15 protein-coding genes are annotated in these 18,331 nt (G+C 63.1%); 3 read left to right on the top strand and 12 right to left on the bottom strand.

The window, feature by feature from the left end; translation table 11 throughout:
* The 3 genes from Q6A47_RS09930 to Q6A47_RS09920 all read left to right on the top strand — a co-directional run bounded on the left by Q6A47_RS09930 (position 1) and on the right by Q6A47_RS09920 (position 2,851).
* The gene (locus Q6A47_RS09930) at positions 1-402 is read left to right on the top strand and encodes an ExbD/TolR family protein (protein ID WP_029612011.1); all 402 of its coding nucleotides are present in this window, start codon (positions 1-3) and stop codon (positions 400-402) included.
* 152 nt (positions 403-554) lie between these two features.
* Complete coding sequence (locus tag Q6A47_RS09925) at positions 555-1,742, top strand: acyl-CoA dehydrogenase family protein (RefSeq protein WP_304484199.1); 1,188 nt, start codon at positions 555-557, stop codon at positions 1,740-1,742.
* Positions 1,743-1,750: 8 nt separating this feature from the next.
* Positions 1,751-2,851, top strand: a complete 1,101-nt coding sequence (locus Q6A47_RS09920; RefSeq protein ID WP_162889532.1) for a sigma-54 interaction domain-containing protein — start codon at positions 1,751-1,753, stop codon at positions 2,849-2,851.
* 53 nt (positions 2,852-2,904) lie between these two features.
* Here the strand turns inward: Q6A47_RS09920 and Q6A47_RS09915 are convergent, their stop codons facing one another.
* The 12 genes from Q6A47_RS09915 to Q6A47_RS09860 all read right to left on the bottom strand — a co-directional run bounded on the left by Q6A47_RS09915 (position 2,905) and on the right by Q6A47_RS09860 (position 18,305).
* Positions 2,905-4,728 carry an ABC transporter ATP-binding protein gene (locus Q6A47_RS09915; RefSeq protein ID WP_304484198.1) on the bottom strand — a complete coding sequence of 608 codons (1,824 nt, stop codon included), beginning with the start codon at positions 4,726-4,728 and terminating at the stop codon, positions 2,905-2,907.
* A gap of 83 nt (positions 4,729-4,811) precedes the next feature.
* Positions 4,812-5,324, bottom strand: a complete 513-nt coding sequence (locus tag Q6A47_RS09910; RefSeq protein WP_304484197.1) for a GNAT family N-acetyltransferase — start codon at positions 5,322-5,324, stop codon at positions 4,812-4,814.
* A 151-nt stretch (positions 5,325-5,475) separates the two neighbouring features.
* A complete protein-coding gene (locus Q6A47_RS09905) occupies positions 5,476-6,840 on the bottom strand; it encodes an MFS transporter (RefSeq protein ID WP_304484249.1) in 1,365 nt (454 codons plus the stop codon).
* Between the two features lie 121 nt (positions 6,841-6,961).
* Positions 6,962-8,170 (bottom strand): acyl-CoA dehydrogenase family protein, encoded by a 1,209-nt coding sequence (locus Q6A47_RS09900; protein ID WP_304484196.1) that lies wholly within the window; start codon positions 8,168-8,170, stop codon positions 6,962-6,964.
* 26 nt (positions 8,171-8,196) lie between these two features.
* On the bottom strand, positions 8,197-9,912 hold the full coding sequence (locus Q6A47_RS09895) for a dipeptide ABC transporter ATP-binding protein (RefSeq protein ID WP_304484195.1): 1,716 nt from the start codon (positions 9,910-9,912) through the stop codon (positions 8,197-8,199).
* A complete protein-coding gene (locus Q6A47_RS09890; protein WP_116888328.1) occupies positions 9,909-10,772 on the bottom strand; it encodes an ABC transporter permease in 864 nt (287 codons plus the stop codon). Before Q6A47_RS09890 ends, Q6A47_RS09895 begins: the two co-directional genes overlap by 4 nt.
* Complete coding sequence (locus tag Q6A47_RS09885) at positions 10,769-11,761, bottom strand: ABC transporter permease (protein ID WP_116888329.1); 993 nt, start codon at positions 11,759-11,761, stop codon at positions 10,769-10,771. Before Q6A47_RS09885 ends, Q6A47_RS09890 begins: the two co-directional genes overlap by 4 nt.
* Positions 11,758-13,443, bottom strand: coding sequence for an ABC transporter substrate-binding protein (locus Q6A47_RS09880; protein ID WP_304484194.1), 1,686 nt, complete (start codon positions 13,441-13,443; stop codon positions 11,758-11,760). The genes Q6A47_RS09885 and Q6A47_RS09880 overlap by 4 nt, the downstream gene beginning before the upstream one ends.
* A gap of 383 nt (positions 13,444-13,826) precedes the next feature.
* On the bottom strand, positions 13,827-14,366 hold the full coding sequence (locus Q6A47_RS09875) for a GNAT family N-acetyltransferase (RefSeq protein ID WP_037027336.1): 540 nt from the start codon (positions 14,364-14,366) through the stop codon (positions 13,827-13,829).
* A 40-nt stretch (positions 14,367-14,406) separates the two neighbouring features.
* Positions 14,407-15,810: an LLM class flavin-dependent oxidoreductase gene (locus Q6A47_RS09870; protein ID WP_304484248.1), complete on the bottom strand. Its 1,404-nt coding sequence runs from the start codon at positions 15,808-15,810 to the stop codon at positions 14,407-14,409.
* A 33-nt stretch (positions 15,811-15,843) separates the two neighbouring features.
* Positions 15,844-17,508: a dipeptide ABC transporter ATP-binding protein gene (locus tag Q6A47_RS09865; protein ID WP_304484193.1), complete on the bottom strand. Its 1,665-nt coding sequence runs from the start codon at positions 17,506-17,508 to the stop codon at positions 15,844-15,846.
* Positions 17,505-18,305, bottom strand: a complete 801-nt coding sequence (locus tag Q6A47_RS09860) for an ABC transporter permease (RefSeq protein WP_304484192.1) — start codon at positions 18,303-18,305, stop codon at positions 17,505-17,507. The genes Q6A47_RS09865 and Q6A47_RS09860 overlap by 4 nt, the downstream gene beginning before the upstream one ends.
* Between the last annotated feature and the right edge of the window lie 26 nt (positions 18,306-18,331).

Here is an 18,331-nt window from a genome sequence, read left to right as displayed (position 1 = left end):
ATGGCCTTCTCGACCCAAGACAGCGATGAGGTGCTCAGCGAAATCAACGTCACGCCGCTGGTGGACGTGATGCTCGTGCTGCTGGTGGTGTTCATCGTCACCGCGCCGCTGCTGACCAACTCGATCCCGATCAACCTGCCCAAGACAGAAGCCGTCGCCCCGGTCGAGCAGAAAGACCCGCTGGTGGTGAGCATCGACGACAAGGGCAAGCTGTTCATCAACAAGGACGAGGTCCAGCCGGACCTGCTGGAAACCAACCTCAAGGCCGCTAAGGACAAAAACGCTGACGTGCGCGTGCAGTTGCAGGCGGACAACGGCGTGAATTACGGCGAGGTGGCGCGGGCCATGGCTTCGATTGAAAAGGCCGGGATTACCAAGCTGTCGGTGATTACGGCGAAGTAGCGCGCCACTGGGTATTCCCATTGTAGGAGCGCGCTTGCCCGCGATTGCGTTCAATCAGACGCTGCTGCGGCGCCTGACACCGGCAAGCGCGCTTCTACAGGGATGCGCTTGATCAAGCATCTGCATTAGCCCCCAAGGAAGAGGTATCCCCTGTGACTGTCACTTATTTAAACGCTCGCAAAGCGCCATTGGACATTGCTCGGGAACTGGCGAGTGAATTTGCCCGCACCGCGGTCGACCGCGATGCCCAAGGGGGGACGCCCAAGGCCGAACGCGACCGGCTGCGCCAGAGTGGCCTGCTGGCCTTGAGCATTCCCGCTGCGCTGGGTGGGCTGGGCGCGTCATGGTCGGAGACGTTCGAAGTTGTGCGGGAATTTGCCAGGGTCGACAGCTCCATCGGTCACGTGTTCGGTTTCCATCACTTGATGCTGGCCACGGTGCGTCTGTTCGCGCGGCCAGAACAATGGCAGACGTGGTTCAAGCTCACCGCCAGTCACAACTGGTTCTGGGGCAACACCCTGAACCCGCTGGACACCCGGACCGTCTCAAAAGGACGCAACGGCTGGCGCGAGTTTTCCGGGCAGAAAAGCTTCTGCTCCGGTGCCAATGATTCTGAAATGCTGATCGCTTCGGCAGTCGATGAAGCGGCAGATGGCAAGCTGCTGATCGCGGCCATTCCCAGCGGTCGCACGGGCATCACCCTGCACAACGACTGGCATAACATGGGCCAGCGCCAGACCGACAGCGGCAGCGTGACCTTCAAGCGAGTGCGCGTTGAAGATTCCGATCTGTTGCTCGATCCCGGCCCGCTGAGCACGCCCTTCGCCTGTTTGCGTCCATTGATCGCTCAACTGCACTTCGCCAACATTTTCCTCGGCATCGCCGAAGGCGCTTTTGAAGAAGCTCGCCAGTACACGCTCAAGGAAACCCGGCCCTGGTTTCGCTCTGGCGTGGAGAACAACACGCAGGACCCTTACGTGCTCAGCCATTACGGTGACTTCTGGGTCGGGCTGGAAAGCACTCGCATGCTCGTCGAACGTGCCGGTCAGGTGCTGGACGATGCCTGGGCCAAAGGTCCGGCGCTGACCAGCGAAGAACGTGGCGCCGTGGCCATCGCCATTGCCACGGCCAAGGTCGCCGCCAGCCGCAATGGCCTGGAACTCTGTAGCAAGGTTTTCGAGGTTACCGGCGCCCGGGCCACCCACGCCTCAGTGGCGCTGGACAGGCACTGGCGCAACCTGCGCACCCAGAGCCTGCACGACCCGCTGGATTACAAACTCCATGAGCTGGGTGACTGGGCACTGAATGGCACCCCACCCATCCCGACCTTTTATTCATAGGGATCATCATGCATCTTCTGACACTCCCCCCCTCCCCCGCGCTGGCGACGTCGATCCGCGCCACCGCGCAAGTCTTTGAAGACCCCAAGTCCAAAGCGCTGCTCAAGCACCTGCAGCAGGTTGCGCCCAGCGAAGCCAGCGTGTTGATCATTGGCGAAACCGGTACCGGCAAGGAATTGGTCGCCCGCCATATCCATAACCTCAGCGCCCGCAAAAGCCAGCCGTTCGTGGCGGTGAACTGCGGCGCCTTTTCCGAATCGCTGGTCGAGGCCGAACTGTTTGGCCATGAAAAAGGCGCCTTTACCGGCGCACTGAGTGCCAAGGCCGGCTGGTTCGAAGAGGCGAACGGCGGCACCCTGTTTCTCGATGAAATCGGTGACCTCCCGATGCAAATCCAGGTCAAGCTGCTGCGCGTGCTGCAGGAGCGAGAGGTGGTCAGGCTCGGCTCGCGCAAGAGCATCCCGATCAACGTCAGGGTGCTGGCGGCCACCAACGTGCAGCTGGAAAAGGCCATCAATGCCGGGCATTTTCGTGAAGACCTGTTCTATCGCTTGAACGTGGTCAATCTCGACCTCAGCCCACTGCGGGAACGGCCCGGCGACATCATCCCGCTGGTGCGTCACTTCATCGATAGCTACAGCCGGCGCCTGAACTACGGCGAAATCGTGCTGAGCCCCGATGCCGAGCGCAAACTGGTCGGCTACAGCTGGCCCGGCAACATTCGCGAGCTGGAAAACGTGATCCATCACACCCTGCTGATCTGCAAGGATGGAGTGATTCGCAGCGACGATCTACGCATGTCCAACCTGCGCATCGAACGGCAAGACGATCCGACCAGTCAGGACCTGTCGGCACTGGATCTGCTGGAGCAGGCCATGCAACGGCTGTTCGAAGAGCAAGTGGACAATTTGCATGAGCAGGTCGAACGCACTCTACTCGGCGCGGCCTACCGTTTATGCCACCACAATCAGGTGCACACCGCCGAACTGCTGGGCCTGAGCCGCAATGTGACCCGCACTTTGCTGATCAACCTGGGCGAGCTGAAGGTCAACAAACGCCGTCCGTCCAAGGCCCTGCTCGACGAGCGCCCTTTGCACCTGTCGATCTGAACGCCTCATCGCGTGGCCTTGAGTCTCGACATCGACTCAAGGCCACGCTTTCTTCACACCGCTTCGCCCAACTCGTCACTGAACTGCTGATTCCACAACCGTGCGTAGTGCCCGCCCTGTCGTAACAGCTGCGCGTGGCTGCCGTCCTCCACCACACGCCCCTTGTCGAAGACCAGAATCCGATCCAGGTGCGCGACCGTCGACAGCCGATGGGCCACCACCAGCACGGTTTTGTCCTCCATGATTTCGTCCAGCTTGTCTTGAATGAAGCGCTCAGTGATCGAGTCGAGGCTCGAAGTGGCCTCGTCCATCACCAGAATTGGCGCGTTCTTCAGCAGCACGCGAGCAATGGCGATCCGCTGCCGCTGGCCGCCCGAGAGCTTGACGCCTCGCTCGCCCACCAGCGACTCATAGCCCTGTTCCATGCCCTCGATGAACTCGCTGGCACCGGCGCGGTGGATCGCTTCGGCGACTTCATCCATGCTCGCGTCCAGACGGCCGTAATGAATGTTCTCGCGGATGCTGCGGTGAAACAGCCCCGGTTCTTGTGGAATGAGGCCAATCTGTTGATGCAGCGAATGCTGAGTGACGCTGCGCACGTCCACGCCGTCGATCAGCACTTCACCTTTCTGCACGTCGTACAACCGCAGTAACAGGCTGAGCAGCGTCGATTTGCCTGAGCCGGATGAGCCGACCAGACCGACTTTTTGCCCCACCGGGATGACGATGTTCAAGTGCTCGAAAATTGCCTGGTCCCCGCCGTAGCTGAAGCCCACATCACGAAACTCAATGGCGCCGTGCTTGACCTGCAGCACCTTGGCACCGGGGCGGTCGATCACTTCATGAGGCCGGATCAGCGTACGCACCCCGTTGGAGATGTTGCCGGTGGCCTCGAAAAACTCCAGAAAACGCCGCGACAGGTTGCCGACGTCGCTGATGATCAGCAGCGACAGGGTGGTGGACATCACAAACGCGGCGATATCGATGCGCTGGGTGCGCCACAGGTACAGGGCCAGCAACAGCAGGCCCAACTTGAGCAGTACGCCGCAGCCGGTCTGGAACCAGCGGATCTTTTCCATGTAGCCCAGCGATCGATAGGCCGCAGCGACCTCCTTGTCGAGAAAGCTGCCCAGATAACTGTGTTCGAACGCATGACGGGCGAAGAGACGGATGTTGGCCAGGTTCGATACCGCGTCCACCACCTTGCCCGAGCTGGTGCTGCGCGCCGCCGAATACTGCTGCGCCAACGGATGGCTGCGTCGGGCCAGCAGGTAGCACACGATGATGAACAGCGCTGACCAGCCCCCCATGAACGCCGCCATCAAAGGCGACGCGGTCCACAGCAACACGGTGGCCAGGCTCAACGTCACCAACAACGGAATCAGGTCGAACAGCAAGATGCTCAGGGTCTGGTTCACCCCTAGCGCGACTTCGGAGACCCGATGGGCCAACGCACCGGCGAATTCGTTGCTGATGAAGCGGTGGGAATGTTGCTGCAGGTAGGCGTACACCACATGGGTCACGGTGCGCCGCTGCAACGGCAGCACGTGAATATGACAGCCTGCCGCCGCCCGGGTGAACAGCACTTCGCACACCAGCAAGGCGCCGAACAGGGTCAGGGGCCATTGCAGGACCGCGAATGCCTGCTCGGCATCCAGGCCGTTGCTGACGGTGCGAGTGATTTGTCCCAAGCCGTAGGGGATGAGAATCGCGCAGACCACCGCCGCGGTCTGGAACACCAGAATCGCCAAATACCAGGCTTTGAAGTTGTTGATAAAAAAGCGCACGAACGCGCCGGGGGTTGCCGGCAACTGTCGGACGTTCCAGTTGCGCAGCCGAACGTCTCGAGGCGCGAAGGAAGAAAAGGACGAACTCATGACGGTAAACGTTCCTGAATGACGCCTGTGGCCGCGCAGCTTTCAGGCAGGAATGGACAGGCTTGCCCGGTGGTAAAGCGGTCTCAGAGCGGCGTGTGGTAGCGCACTTCCTCCAGTGTGCGGCCGCCTCGGCTCAGCTTGCGTGCCGATTCAGGCTCCGCAGTCAGGCCGACCTTGCGATAGAACGTGATGGCGCACGTGTTGGCTGCGAGCACCCAGAGGGTCAGCGTGGAAAATTCCCGGGCAATCAATGCGGCCCGAGCGTCGATCCATAGCGCGCGACCCACTCCCGTGCCCCAATGTTCGGCCAGCAGGTACACGGCGGTGATTTCGCCGGTGTGGCCTGGTATCGCATCCTCATCTCGACTCGCGCCGTAAGCGATCCAGCCCACCACTTGTCCCTCGACGATGGCGACCAGCACTTGCTCGCGGCCCTCGTCGAGGGTGCTGCGCCAGTAGCCGGTACGCCGTACCAGCGTGTCGTCCAGCGATCGCAGGTAATCCTCGGGCATGAGGGCGTGGTAAGCCTGCTGCCAGCTGCGGATGTGCACACGGGCAATCGCCGCAGCGTCCTCCGGAACGGCGGGACGGATCATCGGACAAGCTCCTGAACGGGATAGAGACTGTCAGTTATCAGGAATCGTGCCAGCCCGAGAAGGCCGTATTCCGGGGTTTTCCCACCAATACGGCGCGGAAAAGCTGGAATCTGGACAGTGGCTGTGCAACCACTGTCGTCACGCCGACAGTTCAGCGCGGGCGTCGGGCGACCACAGCACTGCCCGCACTGGTCGACAAGCGCTGATAGATCAAGGCTGACGCGACGCACAACGCGCCTGCCAGCGCCATGACCCAGGCCACATCGCTTTGCACGACAGTGGCATGTCCACGCAGCGCCATGATCAGGCTGAGCAAGGCGGCTGCCAGCCCCACTGAAACGCTCATGGTCAGCTGAATGCTCATGGCCGACAGGCTGCTGGCGCCGCTGGACTGTTCGGGTGGAACGTCAGCGTAGGTCAGCGCGCCGAGGGTGCTGAACTGCAACGAGCGAATGACCCCGCTGACGAACAGCACCAGTACGATGACCCAATACGGCGTCGAGACGTCGAACTGGCCCGTGGCGGCGAGGGTCAGCCCCGTCAGCAAGGCATTGCCGATCAAGGTGCGCTTGAAGCCGAACCGGCTGACGATGCGCACCGCCAGCAGTTTCATCACGAACGCCCCGGCGCCGCCGACGAAGCTCAACAGCCCCGCTTGCAGCGGGTTGAGCCCGAAACACAGTTGAAACAGCAGCACCAGCAAGAAGGGTTGCGCCGCACTGCCGATGCGCATCAGATTGCCGCCCCAGAAGGTGATGCCGAATGTGGGAATGCGTAGCAGTGAAAGATCGATCAACGGGTGCGCGCTGCGCCGGGCATGCAGAACATAGCCGACCGCACTTATACCGCCCAGTGCAACCAAGCACAGTGCCCAAGGACGCGGCATCAGGCCGTGGCCAAAGGCTTCACAGCCGAATACCAGTCCTGCCAGTCCCAGACCGCTGAGCAACAGGCCCGGAGCGTCCAGCGGCTGACCACGCACCCCGGGGTAATCCGGGATGTGACGCCGCACCAGCCAGACACCCAGCACGCCAATCGGCACATTGATCAGGAAGATCCATTGCCATGACAGCAGCGTCACCAGTAACCCGCCCAGCGGCGGGCCGAGCACCGGGCCGATCAGGGCCGGAATCGTCAGGTAAGACATCGCCCGCAACAGGTTGTCCCGCGATGACCAGCGCAACAAAATCACCTGCCCCACCGGCACCATCATCGCGCCCGCCGCGCCTTGAACCAGCCGTGCCAGTGACAACTGCAACAGCGACCCGGCACACGCACAGGCCACCGACGCCGCGGTGAACAACACAATCGCGCTGACGAAGACCCGGCGCGGGCCGAAGCGGTCTGCCGCCCAACCGCTGACCGGCACGAACAACGCTGCCGCCAGCAGGTACAGCGACACCACCAGGTTCATGCGCACGCTAGGTTCGCCAAACTCATGGGCCATCTGTGGCAGTGCTGTGAGCACCGCTGTCGCGTCGATCAGCTCCATGAACAGCGCACACCCGATGATCATCGGAATCCGCCGCAGGTGGGCGCCGTTCTGAGTCCGATCGTGCAGCGCTTCGGCACTGTTGGCACTGTTATTGTCGGCCCGTGTGTCGAGCCTTTGATTGATGCCCATGCCGCCTCGCTCGTCAGAACAATCCGGAGGTCGGCGGTGGCGTGCCTTTCAACTGCCAGGCGCCTACCGCAGCGGCCTTCCATTGACGCGGGTTGTGGTTGGCCACGGTGCGGGCATTGCGCCAGTGGCGATCCAGGTTATGGCTGCGACCGGTCGTGGATGCACCGCCCACGTCAAACACCAGCTCGGCCGCTTTCAACGCCGACTCGGCCGCGATGTACTGGGCTTGCGCCACATCAACGGCGGCTTGATCCACCGCCTGTGCATCCAGATCCGCCGCCCAGGCGCGGTCAATGGATTCCGCAGCCTGCAGCACCACGGCTTCGGCGGTGAATGCACGGGCCGAGACATCGCCCACGCTCAGCTCCACATAGGGATCATCCACCGAACGGCTGGCCGTGCTGTGTTTGATCGGTCGCGCATGGTGGTTGGCAAAGTCCACGGCGTCGTTCAACGCATTGCGGGCAATCCCAGCCTCGACGGCCGCCAGGAACACCTGCAGAAACGGCGTAACGATGGTGCGCTTGCCTTCCTCCACGGTGCGGGTGCGGATTTCCTCGGGTTTGACCAGCACATCGCGCAGGTGCGTGGTGCCACTGGCGGTCAAGCGCTGTCCCATGGCATCGAAATCGTCCAGCAACTCCAGCCCTTGACGGTCGCGGGGCAGAATGAACGATACCGGTTGCTCATTTTCGTCCAGCGCCACCGCGCTGACCCAGTCGGCGTACAGCGAGCCGGTGCTGTAATACTTGCTGCCTGTGGCCCGATAGTTTTCGCCGTCGCGTACGATGCGCGCACTGACCGAACCGTTGGCACCCCCAATCTCCCAACCGGCATTGCCCACCACCGCACCTTGCAGATAACGGGCAAACCAGCGCTCGCGCTCGGCCTCGGCGCCTTCGGCACGAGAGGCCAGCAGTCCTTCGACAAAACCAAACCCGGGACGCAGCGCCTGCGCGACGTTGGAGTCCGCTGAGGCGATGCGAATCAGCAGCCCGATCACGTCCTTGACCGCACCACCCGCTCCGCCGTAACGGGTGGGTATGCGCGTGGTGAATATCCCGGCCTTGGCCAGTTGCGCCACGGCTTCGTAGGGCAATTGGCGCTCGCGCTCACGTTGCGCAGCGCCTGCCGCGATCTGCGGCAACAGGCGATCGAGCCGTGCGTTGAGTTCTTCCACCGAGATCACGGCGGGTTTGGCGACAGCAGACAGCGTAGTCATGAGAAGTCCTTCATCAGCATTCAGCGCTAGATAGCGATTTTCCAGAGACGGGATTCGTCGAACAGCCAGGCCGGGTTTTCCGGTTCCAGCGGCGGCACCACCAGTGCGTTGCCCGCGCCCGGCAGCCGTGGCACCGCACCGAGCAGGCGACGGGTGTATTCGTGTTGTGGGTGATCGAACAGCGTGTCGACCGGAGCGCTCTCCACCACCTGACCGTGGCGCATCACCAGCACGTCATCGCTGACGTGACGAATCACCCCCAGATCGTGGGAGATGAACAGATAGGCCAGGCCCAGTGAGGCTTGCAGGTCTGCCAGCAGGTCCAGCACTTGCGCCTGAACCGACACGTCCAAAGCCGACACCGGCTCGTCGCAGATGATCACTTTCGGGTTACTGGCGATGGCGCGGGCAATGGCCACGCGCTGCCGCTGACCGCCGGACAATTGCAACGGGCGACGTGTCGACACCTCTACCGGCAAGCGCACCTGGTGCAGCAGTTGCGCGATACGGGGCCGCTGCTGATCGAACGGCACGCCCGCGACATCCAGTGCATCCGCCAGAATCTGTCCCACGCTCCAGCGCGGATCGAATGAACTGAGCGGGTCCTGATAAATCACGCTGATGTCCCGACGATGCAGACGGCGGGTTCGCTCTTCGATGCGCCCTTTGCCCGCCACTGACCACGGGATGTCGAGAAACTGCACGCCACCGGCATCCGGCTCCAACAGGCCCAAGGCAATGCGTGCCACAGTGGTTTTCCCGGAGCCAGACTCGCCGACAATGCCCAGCGTGCGTCCGGCGCGCAGTTCGAAGCTGACGCCATTGACCACTTGGCGAACCTGCTGATCCGGACCGATATAACGTTTGCCCAGCCCGGACGCCTTCAGCAGTACGGGCGCATCGGGACGTGACAGCCGCGTCAGTGGCTCACTCCCGCTGTCCGGCGAAAGCCGCGTGCCCCTCGCGTGTTCGGCGGGCACGGCGTCCAGCAGGGACCGGGTGTAGGCATGACGAGGATGGCGCAGGACCTGATCTGTCGGCCCTTGTTCGACCACATCGCCGTGGCGCAGCACCAGCACTTCATCGGCCAGTTGCGCGACCACTGCCAGGTCATGGCTGATGATCAGCAGCGAATCGCCACGCGCCTTGATCTGTTGCAGCACCTCCAGAATCTGTGCCTGCACAGTGGCATCCAGCGCAGTGGTGGGCTCGTCGGCGATCACCAGCCCCGGGTTCAGCGCCAGCGCGCTGGCGATCAGGGCACGCTGACGTAAACCACCCGACAACTGGTCCGGGCGTTGCCGGGCACGCAGTTGTGGTTCGGGAACGCCCACGGTTTCCAGCAGCTCGATCACGCGTTCGGCGCAGCTGACGCGATCCCCCCAGCGGTGGGTTTCCAGCACCTCCAGAATTTCTTTGCCCACCGGACGCAACGGATCCAGCGACACCAGCGCATCCTGCAACACAAAACCGATGTCCTTGCCGCGCAGGTCGCGCCAGCCACGTTCGGACAAACTCAGCAAGTCCTGCCCCGCGTAACTCAAGCGGCGCGCCGTGACGCGGGCGCCCTCCCCAGCCAGCCCGATCAGACTGCGGGCGGTCACACTTTTGCCCGAACCGGACTCGCCGACCAACGCCAGCGTCTTGCCCGGTTCCAGGGTGAACGACAGGTTGCGCACCACTGACTGCCCGGCGAATTCGATGGACAAGCCTTCAACGATCAATTGCTTCGCCGCACTCATGACAGGCGACCCTCCAGGCGTTGTTGCAGGTAACGGCCGACGACGGTGGTCGACAGCGTGGTCAGCACGATGAACAGGCCGGGGAAGAACGTCAGCCACCAGGCGTTGGCGATGAAGTCACGCCCCATGGACAACATGGTTCCCCACTCCGGCGCCGGTGGCCGCGCACCCAACCCCAGAAAGCTCAACGCCGAAGCCCAGACGATCGCCTGGCCGACGCCCATGGTCAGGGTCACGATCAGCGGACGCATGGCGTTGGGCAGCAGTTGCCGGGCAATGATGCGCAGCGGCGGATGGCCCAGCGCCCGCGCCGACTCGATGTAACCGGCGTTGCGCACGGCCAGCACCTGGCCACGCACCATGCGTGCATAACCGGGGGCGCCACCCAGCCCGGTCGCAACGATCAACGGGCCGATGCCGCTGCCGAACACCGCCACGAACAGCAGCGCCAGAATCAGGCTGGGAAAGGCGAACAGCACTTCCAGCAGCCAGCCCACGGCGCGGTCAATCCGGGCTCCGCCCAGGCCACTGAGCAGGCCGAGCACGATGGCGATGCTCATCGCGATGGCCGTGGCCGCCAGACCGATGAACAGCGACTGTCGCGTGCCGTAAATCACCCTCGAAAAGATGTCACGCCCCGACTGGTCGGTGCCGAACCAATGCGCCCAACCCGGCGGGTGGAAGGCATCGCGGGGGACGATCGCCAGCGGGTCGCTGTGGGCGAACCACTGCGGCGCAATGGCGGCCACGATCACCAGCAACAAGAAGATCACCGCCAGCAACGGCCCCACACGCAGGCGACGCGATGTCCGTTGCACGCGCAGCGCGGGCAACGGGGTGTTCAAGGTCAAATCACTCATGCCGCATTCCCCTGTTGGCGAGGGTCGACCCAGTGGTACAGCAGGTCGACGACGATGTTGGCCAGCACATACCCGGCGGCGACCACCAGACTGATGCCGATGGTCAGTGGCAGATCCTGAGCCTGCACGGCCTGGAACAACTGACGGCCCAACCCTTTGCGGGAAAAGATCACTTCGATGACCACCGCGCCGCTGATCAGCGCGCCAATGGCCCAGCCCGACAACGAAATGCCGGGGAGCACGGCGTGGCGCAACGCGTGCTTGAAACGCACGGCGACGTCAGACAGTCCCCGTGTCCGCGCGGTCAGCACAAACGGTTGCTCCAGGGTGAGGTCCAGCGATTCACGGGTGACCTGCGCGATGAATCCCGCCAGCGGGATCGCCAAGGCAAACGATGGCAGCACCAGCGTGCGCCAGCCATCGCTGCCCGCGGGCGGGAACCAGCGCAGGCCAAACGCAAACACCGCCAGAAGCAGAATGCCCAGCCAGAAATGCGGCAACGCAGCGGACACCGTCTCGGCCAGCGACGCCAGGCTGCTCAAGCGCCGACGACGGCCAGCCGTGAGCACGGTCAACGCCAGCACCAACAGCCACGACAGCGCCAGCGCCGAGAACGTCAATTCCAGCGTCGGCCATGACTGCTCGGCCAGCACGCGGGTGACCGGCAGGTGTTGGGAATAGGACACCCCCAAATCTCCCTGCAACAAGCGCCCCAGATACAGCGCGTATTGCACCGCCAGCGGTTTGTCCAGGCCGTATTCACGGGTTGCCTCGGCGATGGTTTCTGGCGTCGGGTTCCCGCTGGGGCCGCCGAGAATGGCCTGCACCGGATCGCCCGGCATCAGGCGCAAGGCAAAGAAGGTCAGTGTTGCCACTGCCCACAGCACCAGGATGCCGCCCCCCAGGCGCCACAGGGCGCGGCGTCCCAATTGCTGTAAACGCTCGCGGCGCGGATTGGCCGCCGTATCGATCAACGCAGCACTGCTCATTTGTTCACCCATGCGTCATAGAGGTAAGTCACCGCCAGCGACGGTTCAAGGCGCACCCCCTGAGTGGTCTTGTAGATGCCCAATCGAGTGCTTTGCGGGTACGTCGTCAACTGCAGGTACTGGCTCGAGGCGATCTGCTGCACCTTGTAGTACAAGGCCTTGCGCTGCTCGGGATCTTGAGTGACCAGCGCCTGCTGCACGGCCGCCTCGAATACCGGGTCGGTGTAACCTGCGGTGTTCTGGTGATAGCCACCGACGCCTGCGGGCTGGATGAAGTCGGCGCCGAAGATGATGCGCAGCACGTCGGCGGTGTTGGTGTTCCAGTAACCCAAGCGAATGTCGTAATCCCAGTCCGCCTGACGCTTGGTGGCCAACACGTCGCTCATCTGATCGATGATCAACTCGAACCCCGCCTGCCGCGTGGTGGCCTGCACTTGCTCCCACAGCGTGTATTCCGAAGGCGGTGTGCGGTTGCCCATGACCACGTAGACACGCAGGCGTTTGCCATCCTTGGTCCGATAGCCCTCGCTGTCGCGCTGGGTCCAGCCGGCTTCGTCGAGCAGCTGTGCAGCCTTGGCAGGGTCGTAATCTTGCGCATGCTGGAAGTCCGGGCTGTAAAAGCGCGTCGCCGGGCTGAGCGGACCGCCAGCACGGGGGAACTCGTTGAAATAGACACTCTTCAGCGCGCCCTCGATATCGGCGCTGCGCACGAACGCTTCGCGGACCTTGATATCGTTGAATGGCGCACGGGTGATGTTCAGCGTGCCATTGGTGGGGTTGCCGGGGCGCTGCGCAATAAGCAATTGCAGGTCAGGGTTGCGCCGGGCCGCTTCGTGGGACTCGGGCGGCAAGGCTTCGATCACGTCCACCTCACCGGCTTGCAGTGACGCGAAACGCACCGACGGCTCTTGAATGAATTTCCAGATCACCCGGTCCAGCCAGGCCGGTCCCTGATGTTTAGCGGTCGGTGGAGCCCAGTTGTAATCGGGATTGCGCACCAGCTCGACCTGGCTCTGCCGGTCCCAGCGCACCACCTTGAACGGGCCGCTGCCCACCGGGCTTTCGCAGTTGACATCCCGTGGTCGCTGCAACGCGGTGGGCGATTCGATCCCCAAAAACCCTTGGGCCAACACTTCGAGAAACGCCGCGTAAGGCGTGGCCAGATGGACCACGGCGGTGTCGTTGTCGATCACCTCGGTGCTGCGGTACTGACGAATGTAACCACCGGCGGTGCTGGACTGGGTTTTCGGGTTGGCCATGTGGTCGAGGTTGGCCTTGACCGCCGCCGCGTTGAACGGCGTGCCATCGGTGAAGTGGACGTCATTGCGCAAGTGGAAGGTGTAGGACAAACCATCCGCCGAGACCTCCCAGCTTTTTGCCAGCCATGGGCCAATGCGTCCATCGGCATCCATCGAGACCAGCGAGTCCAGATACTGCTGGCCGATGAACACTTGGGGCATGTCCCCAGCTACGTGGGGATCAAGGCAAGTCGGTTCGCGGTCAGTGGCGTATACCAGGGTGCCGCCTTTGACCGGTTGATCGCTGCGGGTGACCGAGGCGGTGTTTTGTCCGCAGCCCAGCAACAGGCTGCACACCGCAACGACGCTCGCCAGGTATGAAGGTTTGAACAACGACCTCGTGCTACTGCCAACGGGTCGTAAAAACAGAGCGGGTTCTCGCATGGGTCCTGATGCCTCTCGTCCTGGGACAAGGACCATTGCACAGGCCATGCCGGTTTTTTCAGCCCGTAGATACGGGGTTTTAGGGGGATAAGTGCGGCGCGCAAGCGACAAACTGTGAGGCTGCTGTTGGGTGGCCAACAGTGTCGTGATCAACACGAAACACCGAGGCGACTGGCTTTGCTGCGCAATTCGCTTCTGCCGAAGGCGTAGGAGCGTGGCTTGTCCCGCGATCTGGCGCGTAGAGGCAGTAAACCCTGACGACTGTGCTGACCTGACACACCACATGTTCTGGTTTCGCTGCCGCTGCGCGCCAGATCGCGGGACAAGCCACGCTCCCACAGCGTCCTGCTCAGATTAGAAAGCGGAAAACCGTCGGGCGGCGGTTACAACGCGATCCGATAACGAACCAACGGCAAAGGCTCTCCCCGGTCAATCACTGTGGTGGCCGTGTCAGGCTCTTCGACAAACCCGACCGCCTCATAAAAACCGACCGCCCGGGCGTTACCGGGAATCACCCACACGGTGACTGTATTGAACCCGGCGGCCTGCAACTGATCGCGCACGGTTTCCCACAGACGACGGCCCAGCCCTTGCGCCCAGACCTCCGGCAACAGGTTGATCGCACGCAATTCCCCGCTATCGGCTGCCGTCCCTTTATCGCGACTGAGACCAAAAGACGCCCACGCCACCACTCGGCCGCCCTGCTCCACCACCCACACCGAATACGCGTGGCGTGCGATGGCGTCACGCAGTACTTCGGCGCGCTCTGCCACTTGCGCGGTCAACGCATCGAGATAGCCATCCGACAGCAGGTTGCGGTACGTCGCCTGCCAGGTATGAAGGTTAACCTGTGCCAGGGCCGGCGCATCGTCCGGTGTCGCCGGACGTATACGCGCAGCGTCAAATAAACGTTGATCCGTCATACCGGTTCGATGAGCCTCCTTTCATGCTGAACACCGTCCCTTACACGGACGGAAAGCGCAACGGCTTCGCCGGTAGATGCAACGCAGCCGGGTCGCGGTAACGGGCACCGTAGTGGTCGTTTGGCAAGCGCGCCTGACCGGCGCCGAACAGGCGCTCGCGCAGGGTTTCGCCGTCGCGATACCCCTCCCGGAAACGCCCGCGACGGCGCAGCTCAGGAATCACCAGTTCGATGAAGTCACGGGCTGTTTCGAAGCTCAGGTATTGGCGCAGGTTGATGCCATCAATGCCATCGACATCCAGCCATTTCTCGATTTCGTCGGCCACCACGGTCGGCGTGCCCGCCACGAAAAAACGTTCACGGTTAAAGCCTTCCAGCTGCGCGAGCACCGTGCCCACCGTCCATTCAGGCTTGTAGCGTGACAGGCTTTCCCATCCTGCGACCCGACGCTCGACCAGCTCGCGGATCAACGTATCCCGTGGCCAGGCGGTGAGATCGATTTTCGCCTGAGCGTGGGCCAGCGAGGCTTCGACACTCATCAGCTTGCGGTAGCTGTCCAGCTTGCGACTGACTTCCTCATCGGTACGTCCGACGATCACCCCCGCCATGACGATGAATTTAAGCCCCGCAGGATCGCGCTCATGGGCGATGGCCTTGTTGCGCATCGCCTGAATATTGGTCCTGACCGCAGCGGTATCGATGCCACCCGTAAACACCACCTCAGCGTGACGCCCGGCGAACTCGATACCCGCCGGTGAGCCGGTGGCCTGGAACAACACCGGCGTGCGCTGCCGCGAAGGCTGGCACAGGTGTGGACCGGCCACTTTGAAATGCTCGCCGATGTGATCGATGTAACGCACTTTTGCCGGGTCGGTGTACACCCGTTTTTCGCGGTCCTGAATCACCGCATCGTCGTCCCACGAGCCTTCCCACAGCTTGTACAGCACGTCCAGATACTCGTCGGCGATTTCGTAGCGGTGGTCATGCACCACCTCCGTGTCATGGCCGAAGTTGCGCGCCGCGTTGGGCAGGTACGAGGTGACGATGTTCCAGCCCACTCGGCCCTTGGTCAGGTGATCCAGCGTGCTCATGCGCCGGGCAAAGGCGAACGGCGGCTCGTACGTGGTGGAAAAAGTGGCGCCGAAGCCCAGGTTCCTGGTCACTGCGGCCATCGCCGGAATCACCAGAAGCGGGTCGTTGCTGGGGATCTGCATGCCTTCGCGCAGCGGGGTTTCCGGACTGCCGCGAAAGGCGTCATAGGTGCCGATGACGTCGGCGAGGAATACGCCGTCGAACGTGCCGTACTCCAGCAGTTGCGCCAGCTCGGTCCAGTAATCCAGGTCGTTGAAGCGGTGCCGGTTATTTTCGGGGTGCACCCACAGGCCATGCACGATGTGGCTGACGCAGTTCATCTCGAACAGATTGACGTGCAGTTGCTTGGGCACTCCGGCCTCTGCTTTTTCGCTCATGGCCGCTCCTTAAATGGCGATCTGCAGGTAGAACTCGCTCGGCGGGTATTCCGCGTCGAGGGTCGGGATCGCGGCAATCAACGACCGGGTGTACGCCTGGACCGGTCGGTCAAATACCGCGCGCACCGGGCCGGACTCCACCACCTCGCCGTCCTTCATCACCAGCACCCGCTCGCTGACATGGTTGATGACACCCAGGTCGTGGGAGATGAACAGACAGGCCAATCCCAGACGCCGCTTGAGGTCGTCCAGCAGTTCGAGAATCTGCGCCTGCACGGACACGTCCAGTGCGGAGACCGGTTCGTCGCAAATCAGGATCTGCGGTTCGGACGCCAGCGCCCGGGCGATGGCGATGCGTTGGCGCTGACCGCCCGACAACTCGATGGGCCGACGGGACAACACCGATGGCGTCAGCCGGACCAGCTCCAGCAGTTGCAGCGCCCGGTCTCGCCAGGCCTGACGCGGCAAGCCTGCCACGGACAGTGCTTCGAACAGCACCCGCTGCACGGTATAACGCGGATCGAAGGAATTCTGCGGGTCTTGAAACACCACCTGTACGGCACGCCGGGCCTGACGTTTCTGTGCGGCGTCCAGCGCGGACCATTGTTGTCCGGCAATCCACACCTCGCCGCTGTCGGCGGTTTCCAGGCCCAGGATCAGACGCGTCAAGGTGGTCTTGCCTGAACCTGATTCACCCACGACGCCCAGTGTTTCGCCACGGCGCAGGTGCAGTGACGCCTGTTTGAGCACCGTGCGACGATGGCCGTCCGGGCCGATGAAAGATTTAGTCAGATCGCGGGCTTCCAGCAGCACGTCGCCCTCCGGCGGCACGGCTGTCGGTGTTTCGACCAGCGTCAATGGGCTGTGCGTCGGCTGAAAGTGCACGGCACGGGCTGCCCGGAGCAGCGATTGGGTATAGGCATGGCGCGGGTCGTGGAGGACTTGCTCGGTGCTGCCTTGCTCGACGATCACCCCGTGACGCATCACCGCCACCCGGTCAGCGAGCCGCGACACCACTGACAGGTCATGGCTGACCATCAACAGCGCATTGTTTTCTCCGCGCAGGCTTTCCAGCAGCGCGATCACTTGCGCCTGCACGGTGGCGTCGAGGGCGGTGGTCGGTTCGTCCGCGATGATCAATTGCGGGTTGCAAGCAATCGCCGAGGCAATCAGCGCCCGCTGACGCAGCCCCCCGGACAATTGCCACGGATACTGGCTGGCACGCAGTTCAGGCTCGGAAATGCCGACTGCACGCAGCAGCTCCAGCACCCGTAAGCGGCGGGCTTCTGCGCCGAGGCGAGTATGCAGATGCAGCGGCTCTTCGACTTCCGAGCCGACCCGACGCAAGGGGTCCAACGCGCCCAAGGCGTCCTGCATGACAAAACCGATGCTGGCCCCGCGCAGACGCTGCCACGAGCGCTCGTTCAATGAGCGCAGATCGATGCCCTGAAACGCCAGTTTCGCGGCGTCGATCTGCGCACCTTTGCCCGCCAGACCGGCCAGGGTGCGTGCGGTAACGCTCTTGCCTGAACCGGACTCGCCGACGATCGCCAGGCATTCGCCGTGTTCGATGCGCAGGCTCACGCCATGCAGCACCGGTTGGGCATGGCCGAAGCGTACGCTCAAGTCACGGATATCGACCAAAGGCCCAAGGGCATGAACATTCGTATTCATAGCGGTTTTCCTTCGCTGCGACGCAGCAATTCACGGCCAATGGCACTGATGGAAACGACAGTCAGGGTGATGATCAGCGCAGGCCAGGCCACCAGCCAGGGCGCGTTGGCCAGAAAGCTGCGACCGATGGCCATCATCCCGCCCCACTCTGGCGCCGGTGGTGGCGCGCCAAAGCCAAGAAAGCTCAACGCGGCGCCTGCGGTGATGGTGCCGCCGATACCGATGGTGGCGAGGATCAGCACCGGTTTGATGGCATTGGGCAAGATGTGTCGCAGCACCACGACCCATTGCGGCTGACCGAGGGTCACGGCGGCTTCGACGTAACCGGCCTGGCGCACGTTGAGGGTCTGGGCACGCACCAGCCGGGCGTAGCGTGGAACCCCAGCGATGCCCACTGCGAGAATCAGGTTGGCGGTGCCCTGGCCGAAGAAGGTGATGATCACCAGCGCCAGCAACAGGTCCGGGAACGCCAGCAGCACATCGATTCCGCGCATCAGGGAGGCGTCCAGCCAGCGCGGGCCTAGCCCGGACAGCAGCCCCACCAGCGTGCCCCAGGCCAGGCCCAGCGCCGTTGCGGCCAGGCCCATGAACAACGAAGAGCGCACGCCGAAGATCAAGCGGCTCAGCACGTCCCGCCCGTTCTCGTCGGTGCCCAGCCAATGCAGCGTGTTCGGCGGTTGAAACGCCTGTCGCGCCGTGGCGTCCAGCGGGTCGAATGGCGCCAGCCAATGCGGCACGGCGGCAGCCAGCAGCAGCATCAGCACGAACAACCCTGCGAGCCACAAGCCGGGTCGCACGTGCGCTCAATTGCCGAGCCTCAGCG

The organism is Pseudomonas boreofloridensis (genome assembly GCF_030580795.1).
Taxonomy (GTDB): Bacteria; Pseudomonadota; Gammaproteobacteria; order Pseudomonadales; family Pseudomonadaceae; genus Aquipseudomonas; species Aquipseudomonas boreofloridensis.
The sequence above is the reverse complement of the archived record's forward strand: the minus strand, read 5'-3'. Positions and strand labels throughout refer to the sequence as shown.